The sequence below is a fragment of the Pseudomonas sp. 31 R 17 genome (assembly GCF_900004915.1).
GTDB classification, from domain to species: domain Bacteria; phylum Pseudomonadota; class Gammaproteobacteria; order Pseudomonadales; family Pseudomonadaceae; genus Aquipseudomonas; species Aquipseudomonas orientalis_A.
In genome coordinates, this window is the sequence record NZ_CVTN01000081.1 from 34,460 (window position 1) to 46,363 (window position 11,904).

Genomic DNA, 11,904 nt, shown 5'->3' on the forward strand with positions numbered 1-11,904 from the left:
ATGCGTCGACACACCCGGACGAGCCGCTGCATCTGCTTCCGCCTCAGCGCTGCGACGCCCTGGATCGTCTTCGCCAATACCGCACCACTGCCGCCAGGGCCACCAGCGCTACCACGACGAGGAAGATCGGCAGGCGATACGGCTTCAGGTCGCCAAAGAAATGCTGCAATGCTTCGCCGGCCCAATAGCCGGCGCCGACGAACAGGGTGGCCCAGATTGCTGCACTTGGCACATTGATCAGGGCGAACTTCCAAGGCGATAGTCCACTGGCACCGATCACGATGGGCCCCACCAGGCGCATGCCGTAGAGAAAGCGCACGGTAAATACCGAGGTCGTCGGATAGCGGTGGATAAGGTTCTCTACCCGTTCGATGGCTGACTGGTGACGCTTGAGTTTGGGCAGCAGGCGCTGCCCGGAATAACGTCCGGTCCAAAACAGCAGTTGATCGCCGAGTATCCCGCCGGCAGTGGCCCACCCGATCACCTGCAGCACTTGCAAAGTGCCCTGGTGCGCAGCCATTCCGCTCAGGATAAGAACGGTCTCGCCTTCGAGCAGGCAGCCCAGGAAGATTACCCAGTAGCCGTAGCCAGCGATCAGCGCATTTAGATCAAGATGTTCGAGCACGGCGTATTCCTTGTTGCTTGGCACGGAAAGGCCGCGCCGGATTCTTCGCGTTTCCTTTGAGGTATCCGTCAGCAAAAAGGTTTCGACAATGTGGCCAGCGCTTCCGGCCGCCGTTCTATGCGGTCATACGGGAGGGGGGATGAGCGCGCGCGTTCACGGCCGTTGGATGCCTGCTGCGGATTAGACAGCAGGCACCAGGACGGGACTTAGCGAGCAATCATCCCGGCAGCTTGTTCGGTCGCTTCAGTCGTACGCGTTGCCAGCTTGCGCACTTCGTCTGCAACGACCGCAAAGCCGCGACCCGCTTCGCCCGCGCGCGCGGCCTCAATCGCCGCGTTCAGTGCCAGCAGATTTGTCTGGTTGGCAATGCTCTGAATCGTCCCGACGATCTGTGACAATTGGGCGATGTTGTTCTCAAGCGTCCGCTGGTGCTTGACCTCAGTTTGCCGCAGCGCCTCCTGCTCATGCTGCAAGTGGACATCCACGAGGGCACCTACTACCCGAAGGGGTGAGCCGCTGGAGTCGCGGCGGGTCTGACCTCGCGCTCTGAACCACCGATACTCACCGCTCTTCATCTTCAGGCGGTACTCGATATCAAAGGGCGTTTTACCCGATCGGTCGTTCAGGTGAGCACCAAATGCGTCGAGGCTTTGTTCCTTATCATCCGGATGTAGTCGGGATGCCCAGCTGTCCAGGACATCCGGGAACTCCTCCACCGTTTCAAATCCAAGCAATCGTCGGAACTGCGGAGACCACCAGAAAGGGTTCTTTGGATTGACCGGGTCTCCCGCGATGACTTCCATATCCCACAGACCGTCCGAGAGCATCTCCCTGGCCAGTTCAAATCGGGTGATGATGACGTCGTGCTCCTGGTCTCGCTCAAGCTGATCATGGATATCACGCAGAGAACCCGCGACGCGTAGAGGCATCCCCCGATCATCCCGCAAGGTCTCTCCCTGGGCATAGAACCAACGGTAGGAACCGTCCTTCATGGCTAGGCGATTTTTCACTTTATACGGTGTGTGCCCGGACTTATCGTTCAAGTGGCGGGCAAAAGCGTCGAGGGTGGCTTGCTTGTCCTGTGGATGCAGGCGGTCGGCCCAGCTGGCTAACACATTTGGGAAATCGCGCTCATCGTTGAACCCCAGAAGGTTTCGCAGTTGCTGAGACCACCAAAAGCGGTTTTTGGGATTCACCGGGTCGCCGGCGACGACCTCCATATCCCAGAGCCCTTCGCTGGAGGCGCGGTTTACAAGATCAAACCGCACCTCGTGGGCATGCGCGGACGACGCAGCTTCGCGAAGCAGCTCACGGGCTGCCTCCAGTTCCTGCTCAAGCGCATGGATACGGGACTGGGCGTCGCGATCAAGGGAGTCAAAAGCCTTCCAGGCATCGAGGACAGCAGCGCGTTCAGCGCACCCGTCTACTTGTGGCGGTACCCGGCGGGTGATTGCAGCAACCAATTGTTGAACAGCGCGACGATCACGGCGCATTTTGAAGACATTAATCATGGAGATTGGACTCATAGATGTTGCGGGCCCGATCCATGGCACCTTGCCATCTATATCGTCATGAGTGAAAAAAACTGTACACGATTTTTGATTTGTACATGATCTGATGAGCGTGCCCTGGAGATCGGTGGCCCTTAACGCTCCCGGCGTGCGGCGGTCGCTTGAAAAGTAAACAAGCCCCTGATGCTGCAAAAAATCAGGGGCTTCGTTATTTCTGCAGTTTGAAAATCTGGTGATTCAGGTCAGGCGCAAGGCATGTCCATCCGCCGCCCTATGACGTCCAGCAAATCGCAGCCGTCGCGCAACGGTATTGAGCAGAGCAGTGCGAAATCGCCGAGTACGACAGCATCACTGCTGATCTCACTGCGTAGTGCGAGGTTCTCAAGGACCTGGGTAACGGCGCGAAGTCGATAGGTTGCTGCGTCGAGAAGTATTTCCAGCGGCGCCGTGGTGTCGACAAAAAGAGCAGGGGTGGCGCTGTCGTTGTTGGTGAGGGCTATGTAGTGGTTCATATGTGCAACTCCGGTTGTCAGAGGAAAGCAGCCACACATTTGTCGCCAAACAAAAGGTGGCAGCTGTACGCAGGTTGGCGAACCGGGACAATCGGAAAAACCGGCAGACCCGAAGGTCTCCCGCGCACAGCTACCGTCGAGCAGCTTATTGCGCGCAGAAGCATCCCGCAAATATGCGAGGACATTTCTGTCGATTTATCGTCGAGTCGCCAAACCCGGTCACCCTATGAGTGACCGGATGACTATAGGCATGGGGATTTTGAAACGGGAGCCCCCCGTTTCTGCGCGTCGTGTAGGACGTTGCCCAAATGAATGAGCTGTGGTCGTGGCTTTTAGTCGCGCTACGGAGGCAGGACGAATCTGAAGGTTGTGCTAGAGAAAATATTTCTCTAGCATTTGACGCCATGGCGACCCTTCACAGTGAACGAAACTGGAAAATAAAAATCTATCCCGACGACCACGCGCCGCCGCATTTTCACGTGCAGACACCGGATGGTGAGTCGTTGGTTCAGATCGAAGGGCTTGTTGTGCTCGGTACAGGCGCCGAGAAGAAAGCTTTGAAAGCTGCCCTGCTTTGGGCAGGCGCTCATATCGCTGATCTTGAGCGGGTATGGGACGAACAAAACCGGAGGGACTGACATATGACCAGCAAGCTTCGCATTTCTGCTGTGCAACCAGTTGCCGGCAAGCATGCGCTAGAGATCGAGTGGAACAACGGTAAGCGACATACCGTCGACCTCGCCGATTATATAAGTACGTTTACTGTTCTCACGCCGCTCTTGGATTTGGCGCTATTCAGTCAAGCGAAAGTCGGTGAGTGGGGTTTTGATGTGACATGGGGTAATGACCTCGAACTGTCCGCAGTCACGCTGCACCGTTTGGCGTTGGAACAATCTGGCGAGGTTATGCTGACGCAGGATTTCAGAAAGTGGATGCTCAGCAATAATTTGTCCCTCTCAGCAGCTGCCGTAGAACTGGGCTTTTCGCGTAGGACTATCACTGCGTACAGCAGTGGTGCCGCGTTGATTCCCAAGCATGTTGGGTTGGCGTGCAGGGGATGGGAGTATGAGCATAAGGGCTACAAGGGCCATCACGCTTAAATGTACCTGCACATCATTACCAAGGGTCATGGACCATCCTCTCAAGTCAGGCCCATGACCGTCGCTTGCCAGGCTCAGCGTTCTGGCAACCTGATACTTATTGCGCGGTTTTCAACTTGATCACATCACCGGAGATCTTGGTGGTGTAGCCATTGAGGACCCAGGCCCAGAACCATTTTTCCTGGACTTGGGTGTTGATCATCGCGTCGCCGCCTTTGGCCTTGATGGCTGCATCCTGAGCGCGGACGAAGCGGCTGTTCTGGCCGATCGGGATAACGCCCAGCAGCATGATGCCGGTGGCGCTGGCTTCGCTGTGGCCGAGCACGGTGTATTGGCTGGCGTCGTATTGCTGGGTTTTCATGGCGGTGCCGGTGCAACCTGCCAGGGTGAGACCAAGAACGGCGGCTGTTGCTACTTTACTGACGTACTTCACGCGTAACTCCATGGGCTGAATCTCGAGACTCAATTCTCGAGGCGCGACACTTTAATCGCTCAGATGGCGGATTGAAATCAGCCAGCCAAGGTTTGTGGAGACGATCAGGCCGCCATCCGGGGGCAAGCCCGAATGCCAGTCAGTTAAGGCTTTTTGTAGGAGCGAGCTTGCTCGCGAAAAACTCACAGGCACCGCGTTCATTCAGAATGCACGCGTTATCGTTGACGTTTTTCGCGAGCAAGCTCGCTCCTACAGAGGGCGACGTACGCTTAACTGACTGGTATTAGGTTTTCCTGCGCTCGGTCAGAGATGCAGCCAGGCCAGGCTGCCGAGTACCACGGCCACGCCGCCGGCCGCGTACGCCATGCGCTTGAGCCATTCCTTGCGCGTGAGCAGGGTAATCGCCGCCAGTGAGATCGCGATCTGAATCGCCGTCATCGCCTGGGCCCAGCGATGGTGCTGGTGCAGCGCTTCTTCGGATTTGCGGTCCCATTCCTGGGAGGTGGCTTCAAGCTTCTCGGCTTGTTTGCGCACCTCTTCCTTCTGGCTTTTATAGCGCTGGATTTCATCGTTGTAGTGGGCGGCATCCACGCCGGGAATATGCGTGGCCAGCTCCGCCAGGTTCTGGCGGCTGGATTTGGCCTGGTAGTAATTCCACTGGTTGGCGGCTTCGGTCTTGATGATCGCGGCGTTGTTCTTGTCCATCGCCGCCTCGCTTTCGCTGGAGCCGGCCTGGTAGCTGAGCATGGCGCCGACGGTGGCCATGATGGCGGTCATCACCGCGATACGACTGGCAAAGGTATCGCCTCGACCGTGGGCCTGTTCGGTGGTGTGTTCGAGGTGCTTTTCGTGGGGGCTGGGGACTTCGAAGGCTTCGGACATGGCGGCGTCTACGAGGGGGCAGAGGGAGCCTGATTCTTCACCAGTGCGGCTGTCTCAAGCCTGTCGATAACGTCGGATCAGGTGCCCATACACCGCAATATTGACCAGCAGCACCAGCGCACCCAGGCCCAACTGGATCTGCGGCGTGAGCCCGGCCGGGTAGATCAGCGCGAGGATGTAATGTTCGATGAAGCCTGCGCCATAACTCTCCTGCCCAGCCATGTGGCGCAACAGGTTTTCCCAGCGGGTGAGCGGGCAGGGCAGGTGAAACACCTCGACGGCAACGCCCCAGGCCGCTGCGGGCAGGTGCAGCCAGATGAGCGGTCGCCATTTGAGCGCCAGCAGGCCACCGAACAGCACGAACAGGATGAAGCATAAATGGAACAGCACCAGGCTGTCGGCGGCTAGACGGTAGAACATGTCTGGGTTCGCTTTGAGGGCGTCGAAGGCGCGGGCTTTGGGGATGAGGTTATAACTCAAGTTGACAGGCATTTATGCCGAGGGCCTTGGCGATTTTTTCCCGCGTGGTTCGACGTGGTTTGGTGACCGCTTCTTGCTGGGCGAATGCCGATTGTGAAATGCCCAGGCGCTTGGCAACTTCATCCTGGGTGAGGTTCAAGTGCTCGCGCCAGGCCCGTATGGGTGTCGCTCCCTCTACCAGGCGGCTGACGACAGCGTGGGGAATCAGGTCCGGGTCGTTTTGCCGGGCCAGATAATGTTCATAGGGGATCACCACAAAGGCTGGCTTGCCCTCGGTATTGTGGATGATCTGTACGGCAGTAGGTTCGTTCGTCACGTTTCTTGACCTCTTGAATGCTGACCACATGGATGTCGCCGTCCCAGTCGAAAAGGACGCGGTAATTACCCACTCGCAACCGATAGCCGTGTGGATGGTTAACCAACGCCTTGACGTTGACTGCATCCGGCATGCGCTCAAGCGCTGACACCGCATTGCGTACCTGTTGCTGATGGTAGGTATGCAGCCGAAGCAGTTGTTTGACCGATTTGCGGGTCCAGTGGATCGAATTCATTGGAGGTTAATAAGTCTTTTATAAGGTTTGCAAGGTGCATTTTCAGATTGTGGTCAAAGGCAGATCACTGTTCACTCACAAACCCTAGACGGCCGCGGGCGCGCCAGCGGATAAAACTGTTGCGTGGCATGAATGCCTTATCGGGGCTTCACCAAGGTTGCTTGCAGGCAACCAGGGCCGCTATTGTGCTGAATCCTTTTTGTCTTCCCCCCGGGGTTTCTGTTGTGATGAACGCACCGCGTACCGCTGTCCCGATCAAGGCTGTGATTTTCGATATGGACGGTTTGTTGCTGGATACCGAAGGCATCTACACCGAAGTCACGCAAATTATTGCCGAACGCTACGGCCGCACCTATGACTGGAGCATCAAGCAGCACATCATCGGGCGCGGTGCACAGGACCTGGCCGACTATGTCGTCAAGGCGCTGGATTTGCCGATCACACCGGCCGAGTTTCTGGAGATTCGCGAGCCGTTGATGAGCGAGCGGTTTCCCAAAGCCCTGGGCATGCCTGGCGCCGAGACGCTGGTGCGGCATTTAAAGGCGCATAACATTCCGATTGCCGTGGGTACCAGTTCGTCGCGCAACTCGTTCGGCCACAAGACGACGTTGCACCGCGAGTGGTTTGGCCTGTTCGACACCATCGTCACTGCCGACGACCCGGAGGTCGGCGCCGCCAAGCCTGCGCCGGATATCTTCCTCACCGCTGCGCGTCGCCTGGGCGTGGCGCCTGGGGATTGCCTGGTGTTCGAGGACTCGCCATTCGGCGTGACAGCGGCGAAAGCGGCGCACATGACCGCCATCGCCGTGCCCGATGAAGCCATGGCTGACAGTAAATATCAGCATGCCGACCAGATCATTCGCAAACTGGCGGACTTTGATCTGGCGGCCTATGGCTTGCCACCTATGTCCTGATTCAGCACAGGGCTGAAAATGTGGGGGGCTTGCCAGTCAGTAGCGTATACCGCCCTTTGTAGGAGCGAGCTTGCTCGCGAAAAACTCATAGGCACCGCGTTCATTAAGAAAGCACGCGTTATCGTTGACGCTTTTCGCGAGCAAGCTCGCTCCTACAGACGGCATTAGGGCAAGCCTATGCAGTGTTGTAAAAACCTCAGGCGCTGAACCCTCCATCGATGGTCAGGCTGGCACCGGTGATATAGCCCGCTTCCGGCCCGGCAAGATAGACCACAAAACTGGCAATCTCCTCCACATGGCCATAGCGCCCCACCGCCATCAACCCGATCAAACTCTCGGCAAACTCACTGTTCGCCGGGTTCATATCCGTGTCCACCGGCCCTGGCTGCACGTTGTTGATGGTAATCCCCCGTGGTCCCAGGTCGCGTGCCAAACCCTTGGTCAAACCTACCAGCGCCGCCTTGCTCATCGCGTACGGGCCACCGCCGCCAAACGGCATGCGCTCGGCGTTGGTGCTGCCGATATTGATTACGCGGCCACCTTCGACCATATGTTTGGCGGCTTCCTGGGTGGCAATAAAGACGCTGCGCACGTTGATCGCCAGGGTCTGGTCGAAGTCTTCCAGCGTGAAGTCTTCCAGCGGGGCGATAGCCAGCACGCCGGCGTTGTTCACCAGGATATCCAGGCGCCCGAAGGCCTCGACGGTGGCGTTGACCGCCGTGCGAATCGCTGTGGCATCGGCGCTGTCGGCGTGGATTGCCAGGGCTTTGCCGCCTGCGCTGATCACGCTGTCCTGCAAGGCTTGCGCCTTGGCGGCCGAGCTGACGTAGGTAAAGGCAACGGCAGCGCCCTGCGCGGCCAGGCGCTTGACGATGGCCGCGCCGATGCCACGGGAACCGCCTTGAACCAAGGCGACTTTGCCAGTGAGGGTTGCAGTAGTCATGTCGATCTCCAAGTAGTTGATGAGCCGAGTATCGGCCTCACGCGACCAGGCCGGTAGAGCGTGATTGCTATAGTCTGTGTAAACCAAAAGTTTAGAGTGGCGGGTTATGGAGAGCTTTGGCAGTATCGAATGCTTTGTGCGCAGCGCCGAGGGCGGCAGCTTCGCCGAGGCTGCGCGACACCTCAGCCTGACGCCGGCGGCGGTCGGTAAAAGCGTGGCCAAGCTGGAAGCGCGCCTGGGTGTCAGGCTGTTCCAGCGCAGCACCCGGCGCCTGACCCTGACCGAAGCCGGCAAGCTGTTCCTGGGCGAAGTCAGCGGGAGCCTCACGACGATTCAGAACGCCGTGGCCAACCTGGCCAGCGCCGAGGGGCGACCGGTGGGCACGCTGAAGGTGAGCATGGGCACGGTGTTTGGCAATCGCTACGTGGTGCCGTTGCTGGGTGAATTCATGCGGCGCTTTCCGGCGATCGGCCCGGATTGGCACTTCGATAACCGCCAGGTGGACTTGATCGGCCAGGGCTTCGACGCCGCCATTGGCGGTGGCTTTGAACTCCCCCAGGGCGTGGTGGCGCGCACGTTGACCCCGGCGCACCGGGTGCTGGTGGCGTCGCCGGCTTATCTGGCGCAACACCCCGCAGTGCGTGCGCCCGAGGATTTGTCGCGCTGCCACGGCATCCTGATCCGCTCGCCGCAGACAGGCCGGGTGCGCTCATGGCAACTGACCCACCGCGAGCGCGAGCACAGCCCGCTGGTGCTCAAGCCCGCCATGACCATGAGTGATTCCGAAGCCGCCTGCTGCGCCAGCGCCCAGGGCCTGGGCATTGCGCTGGTCAGCCTGCCGATGGCCGTGCCGTTCCTCGACAGCGGCGCGGTGGTGCGGGTGTTGCCGGACTGGTATGTGGATGACGGCAATATCTCTATCTACTACGCCGAGCACAAGTTGCTGCCCGGCAAGACCCGGGCGTTCGTGGATTTTGTGATCGAGCAGTTTGCCGAGCAGCAATTGGGCCGCAGATTCAGTGCAGTCGCAAAGTAAACAGAATTCCAAGTGTGGGAGGGGGCTTGCTCCCGATTGCAGTGTGTCAGCCAGCAGATTCATTGGCTGATCCACCGCCATCGGGGGCAAGCCCCCTCCCACAGTTGATTTTCAGTGGCCGAACTTGCCGGGCCAGCCCAGGATTTTCTTCGGCCTTGGCGCCGCATAGGTCCTGACCTTGGACGTCGACAACCCCAACCGCACCAGCGACTCAGCGATCGTCACCGCCGCCGTCACCCCGTCCACCACCGGCACCCCGGTGCGCTGGCGAATCTGCTCGTCCAGCCCGGCCATGCCGCCGCAGCCCAGGCAGATCACTTCCGCCTTGTCCTCAAGGATGGCCAGTTCCGCCTGGCGCACGATCGCTTCCATGGCCGCCACCGGGTTTTCTTCCAGCTCCAGCACCGCCATGCCGCTGGCCCGTACCGAGGCGCAGCGCTGGTACAGGCCGGCGAGTCTCAGCCGGTCTTCGATCAGCGGCACCGTGCGGTCCAGGGTGGTCACCACCGAGTAGGCATGGCCCAGGAACATCGCCGTGCTGGCCGCGGCTTCGGTGATATCCACCACCGGCACGTTGAGCAGCTCCTGCAAGCCTTCGCGGCCATGCTCGCCGTAGCCGGCCTGGATCACCGCATCAAACGGCTGATCGTAGGCCATTACGCGGTCCATGACGGCGATGGCGGCCAGGTAGCTTTCAAAGTTGCCCTCCACCGACTCGGCGCCGAAGTAGGGGGTCAGCCCCACAATCTCGGTGCCCGGCGAGGCCACGCTTCTGGCCTGCTCAGCGATGGTCTGGGTGATGGATTCGGTGGTGTTGACGTTGACCACGAGGATGCGCATGGAATGTCCTTGTTTAATGACTGACGTTATCGACGGCAATGCTTTCGCCGCTGACATCGGCGTAGAACGGCTGGCGCTTGGCGATCAGCAGGTACAGCAACCCTGCAATACCGGCGCCAAACAGCCAGGAGAACGGCGAGACACTGGCAAACCCGGGCAACAACGCCAGCAGGATGGCAATCACCGCTGCCGGAATGAACGCCGCCACCGCGCGCAGATTCACGCCCCGGCTGTAGTAATAAACCCCCTGCGCGTCTTCGCTGTACAGTTGCGGCACATCCACCTGGCTTTTGCGGATCAACCAGTAGTCGACCATGATCACCCCATACAACGGCCCCAGCAGTGCGCCCAGGCCGGACAGGAAATACACGATCACCAACGGGCTGTTGTAGAGATTCCACGGCAAGATCAACACCGCGACGGTGGCGCTGATCAACCCGGCGCGACGGAAGTTCAGGTACTTGGGCGCCAGGTTGCTCAATACGAACGCCGGGGCGACGAAGTTGGCCATGATGTTCACCGCCACCGTGACGATCAGGAAGGCCAGGCAGCCGAGCACGAGAAAGAAGGTATTGGGAATGGCGGCGATGATTTCGGTCGGGCTTTCGATCACTCGGCCATTGAGCTGGAACTGCCCGCCGCACAGCAGCACGGTGATGGCGGCGAACACCAGGATATTCACCGGCAGGCCCCAGAAGTTACCCACCTGGATCGTCCTGCGGCAGGGCGAGGAGCGTGCAAAGTCGCAGAAGTTGAGGATCAGCGTGCCGTAGATCGCCAGCCACAGCGCGCCTCCGGCAAAGATATTGCGCCACATCTCGCCGCCGCTCAGCGGTTCGCGGATCGACCAGGCAATGTGGCCGCCTGCCTGGAAGTACATCCAGCCGGCCAGCGAGGCCACGGTGAGCAGAATCACCGGTCCGGCGAATCCTTCATAGCGACGTACCATTTCCATGCCATAGGCCAGGATCACCAATTGCACCAGCCAGATCGCCACGAAACACGCCCAGCCGAGCGATGACAGGCCGAGAATCGAGTTGTGGTCGTAGTCGGCAAACCCTGGATGAATCGCCGTCAGCAGCACCCGGAAAACCACCGAGGCCAGGTAGGTCTGGATACCGAACCAGGCAATCGCAATCACCGCACGGATCAACGCCGGAATCTGTGCGCCATGGATACCGAAGCTGATACGGCTGATTACCGGGAACGGCACGCCGGTCTTCTGGCCCATGTACCCCGACAGGTTCATGAAAAAGTACACCAGTGCCGCGCCTATCCCCAAGGACAGCAGAATCTGCCAGCCACCCAGGCCCAATGCATACAGGCCGATGGCGAATGAATAGTTGGCGATGTTGTGCACGTCATTGGTCCACAGCGCAAAGATGCTGTAGCGCCCCCAGCGACGCCCTTCGGCCTTGGTCGGCGCCAGGTCCTTGTTGTGCAGGCGTGGGCTGAGTACCAGCGGGCCGGGGCTGGCTGCCTCGGGATTCAGGGCGGAGGAGGGCAGATCCAATGCGACGTCATGGGAGAGGCTAGTACGCATTTCGGCGGGCTCCAGCACATCCGCAGCAATGCGGCAGATGGCAAAGTGTATTTAGATTTTGTATTTATTGTATACAAAGCTTAAATACCCTTAAGCCACATGCGTGCCATCTTTGGATCTATTAAAACCGCGGTTAATTTCGTTTTTATTGGTTGTTGGAATAAATCGCTGAATTTAAAGCGATATAAATTGACCGATCGAACAGCTATTTATTTTCTTGAGGAGGGGGATCGATCTGGGAGGGCAAAAAATTTTAGAAAGGAAGTGTTACGTTTTGGTGCGCTTCAAGCGAGATTGCACACATAAATGGCACCGATAGTTACAGTAGTGTGTACATCTCAATGGTAAAGGCGAGTCCAATGTGGGGAGGGGGCTTGCCCCCGATTGCAGGGGGCCAGTTGCAGATGTGCCTACTGACACTCCCTCATCGGGGCATAGGCATCTACACAACTCTGTAGCGCTCAACCGTAACCACGATGCGAAGCGAGTCGCTCTTGATCTGCTTTTGATCTTGATCTCAGGCGCCCCGTTAAA

General features: G+C 58.8%; 13 protein-coding genes and 3 pseudogenes. 4 read left to right on the top strand and 12 right to left on the bottom strand.

Annotated elements, in window-relative coordinates:
* Nucleotides 1-43 precede the first annotated feature (43 nt).
* From BFP89_RS23230 to BFP89_RS23240, 4 genes and pseudogenes are all read right to left on the bottom strand, one after another.
* Nucleotides 44-625: a DedA family protein gene (locus BFP89_RS23230; protein WP_065887927.1), complete on the bottom strand. Its 582-nt coding sequence runs from the start codon at nucleotides 623-625 to the stop codon at nucleotides 44-46.
* Nucleotides 626-840: 215 nt separating this feature from the next.
* Nucleotides 841-1,077 (bottom strand): annotated as a pseudogene (locus tag BFP89_RS29815) (methyl-accepting chemotaxis protein); the annotation flags it as partial.
* Between the two features lie 36 nt (nucleotides 1,078-1,113).
* Nucleotides 1,114-2,151, bottom strand: a pseudogene (locus BFP89_RS29570) (PAS domain-containing protein); the annotation flags it as partial.
* Between the two features lie 227 nt (nucleotides 2,152-2,378).
* A complete protein-coding gene (locus BFP89_RS23240) occupies nucleotides 2,379-2,648 on the bottom strand; it encodes a short-chain dehydrogenase (protein WP_065887815.1) in 270 nt (89 codons plus the stop codon).
* 308 nt (nucleotides 2,649-2,956) lie between these two features.
* Between BFP89_RS23240 and BFP89_RS23245 the strand changes: the two genes are divergently transcribed.
* Nucleotides 2,957-3,286 carry a DUF4160 domain-containing protein gene (locus BFP89_RS23245; protein WP_083208136.1) on the top strand — a complete coding sequence of 110 codons (330 nt, stop codon included), beginning with the start codon at nucleotides 2,957-2,959 and terminating at the stop codon, nucleotides 3,284-3,286.
* Nucleotides 3,287-3,289: 3 nt separating this feature from the next.
* On the top strand, nucleotides 3,290-3,748 hold the full coding sequence (locus tag BFP89_RS23250; protein ID WP_065887816.1) for a DUF2442 domain-containing protein: 459 nt from the start codon (nucleotides 3,290-3,292) through the stop codon (nucleotides 3,746-3,748).
* Between the two features lie 97 nt (nucleotides 3,749-3,845).
* Here the strand turns inward: BFP89_RS23250 and BFP89_RS23255 are convergent, their stop codons facing one another.
* From BFP89_RS23255 to BFP89_RS27940, 5 genes and pseudogenes are all read right to left on the bottom strand, one after another.
* On the bottom strand, nucleotides 3,846-4,181 hold the full coding sequence (locus BFP89_RS23255) for a hypothetical protein (RefSeq protein ID WP_065887817.1): 336 nt from the start codon (nucleotides 4,179-4,181) through the stop codon (nucleotides 3,846-3,848).
* A 303-nt stretch (nucleotides 4,182-4,484) separates the two neighbouring features.
* Nucleotides 4,485-5,063 carry a DUF4337 domain-containing protein gene (locus tag BFP89_RS23260; protein ID WP_065887818.1) on the bottom strand — a complete coding sequence of 193 codons (579 nt, stop codon included), beginning with the start codon at nucleotides 5,061-5,063 and terminating at the stop codon, nucleotides 4,485-4,487.
* A 54-nt stretch (nucleotides 5,064-5,117) separates the two neighbouring features.
* Entirely contained in the window at nucleotides 5,118-5,483 is a 366-nt protein-coding gene (locus tag BFP89_RS23265; protein ID WP_065887929.1) for a DUF2784 domain-containing protein, read from the bottom strand.
* 49 nt (nucleotides 5,484-5,532) lie between these two features.
* The gene (locus BFP89_RS23270) at nucleotides 5,533-5,889 is read right to left on the bottom strand and encodes a helix-turn-helix domain-containing protein (protein ID WP_065887819.1); all 357 of its coding nucleotides are present in this window, start codon (nucleotides 5,887-5,889) and stop codon (nucleotides 5,533-5,535) included.
* A pseudogene (locus BFP89_RS27940) lies at nucleotides 5,843-6,094 on the bottom strand (type II toxin-antitoxin system RelE/ParE family toxin); the annotation flags it as partial. The gene BFP89_RS23270 and the pseudogene BFP89_RS27940, both read right to left, overlap by 47 nt.
* Nucleotides 6,095-6,321: 227 nt before the next feature.
* On the opposite strand from BFP89_RS27940, the gene BFP89_RS23275 reads away from it, so the two are divergent.
* Nucleotides 6,322-7,008, top strand: a complete 687-nt coding sequence (locus tag BFP89_RS23275) for an HAD-IA family hydrolase (RefSeq protein ID WP_065887820.1) — start codon at nucleotides 6,322-6,324, stop codon at nucleotides 7,006-7,008.
* Between the two features lie 196 nt (nucleotides 7,009-7,204).
* On the opposite strand, the gene BFP89_RS23280 is transcribed toward BFP89_RS23275, so the two are convergent.
* The gene (locus BFP89_RS23280) at nucleotides 7,205-7,951 is read right to left on the bottom strand and encodes a 3-oxoacyl-ACP reductase family protein (RefSeq protein WP_065887821.1); all 747 of its coding nucleotides are present in this window, start codon (nucleotides 7,949-7,951) and stop codon (nucleotides 7,205-7,207) included.
* 106 nt (nucleotides 7,952-8,057) lie between these two features.
* On the opposite strand from BFP89_RS23280, the gene BFP89_RS23285 reads away from it, so the two are divergent.
* Nucleotides 8,058-8,987 (top strand): LysR family transcriptional regulator, encoded by a 930-nt coding sequence (locus BFP89_RS23285; RefSeq protein ID WP_065887822.1) that lies wholly within the window; start codon nucleotides 8,058-8,060, stop codon nucleotides 8,985-8,987.
* A 111-nt stretch (nucleotides 8,988-9,098) separates the two neighbouring features.
* On the opposite strand, the gene BFP89_RS23290 is transcribed toward BFP89_RS23285, so the two are convergent.
* Together BFP89_RS23290 and BFP89_RS23295 are read right to left on the bottom strand one after the other, a co-directional pair.
* Complete coding sequence (locus BFP89_RS23290; RefSeq protein WP_065887823.1) at nucleotides 9,099-9,827, bottom strand: aspartate/glutamate racemase family protein; 729 nt, start codon at nucleotides 9,825-9,827, stop codon at nucleotides 9,099-9,101.
* Between the two features lie 13 nt (nucleotides 9,828-9,840).
* Nucleotides 9,841-11,370, bottom strand: coding sequence for an NCS1 family nucleobase:cation symporter-1 (locus BFP89_RS23295; RefSeq protein ID WP_065887824.1), 1,530 nt, complete (start codon nucleotides 11,368-11,370; stop codon nucleotides 9,841-9,843).
* Nucleotides 11,371-11,904 lie beyond the last annotated feature (534 nt).

Bases quoted from the DNA above. Each gene is read 5' to 3' on its own strand.
- BFP89_RS23240 (WP_065887815.1), bottom strand. From the start codon at position 2,648: ATGAACCACTACATAGCCCTCACCAACAACGACAGCGCCACCCCTGCT.
- BFP89_RS23245 (WP_083208136.1), top strand. From the start codon at position 2,957: ATGAATGAGCTGTGGTCGTGGCTTTTAGTCGCGCTACGGAGGCAGGAC.
- BFP89_RS23250 (WP_065887816.1), top strand. From the start codon at position 3,290: ATGACCAGCAAGCTTCGCATTTCTGCTGTGCAACCAGTTGCCGGCAAG.
- BFP89_RS23260 (WP_065887818.1), bottom strand. From the start codon at position 5,063: ATGTCCGAAGCCTTCGAAGTCCCCAGCCCCCACGAAAAGCACCTCGAA.
- BFP89_RS23265 (WP_065887929.1), bottom strand. From the start codon at position 5,483: ATGTTCTACCGTCTAGCCGCCGACAGCCTGGTGCTGTTCCATTTATGC.
- BFP89_RS23270 (WP_065887819.1), bottom strand. From the start codon at position 5,889: ATGTGGTCAGCATTCAAGAGGTCAAGAAACGTGACGAACGAACCTACT.
- BFP89_RS23275 (WP_065887820.1), top strand. From the start codon at position 6,322: ATGAACGCACCGCGTACCGCTGTCCCGATCAAGGCTGTGATTTTCGAT.
- BFP89_RS23280 (WP_065887821.1), bottom strand. From the start codon at position 7,951: ATGACTACTGCAACCCTCACTGGCAAAGTCGCCTTGGTTCAAGGCGGT.
- BFP89_RS23285 (WP_065887822.1), top strand. From the start codon at position 8,058: ATGGAGAGCTTTGGCAGTATCGAATGCTTTGTGCGCAGCGCCGAGGGC.
- BFP89_RS23290 (WP_065887823.1), bottom strand. From the start codon at position 9,827: ATGCGCATCCTCGTGGTCAACGTCAACACCACCGAATCCATCACCCAG.
- BFP89_RS23295 (WP_065887824.1), bottom strand. From the start codon at position 11,370: ATGCGTACTAGCCTCTCCCATGACGTCGCATTGGATCTGCCCTCCTCC.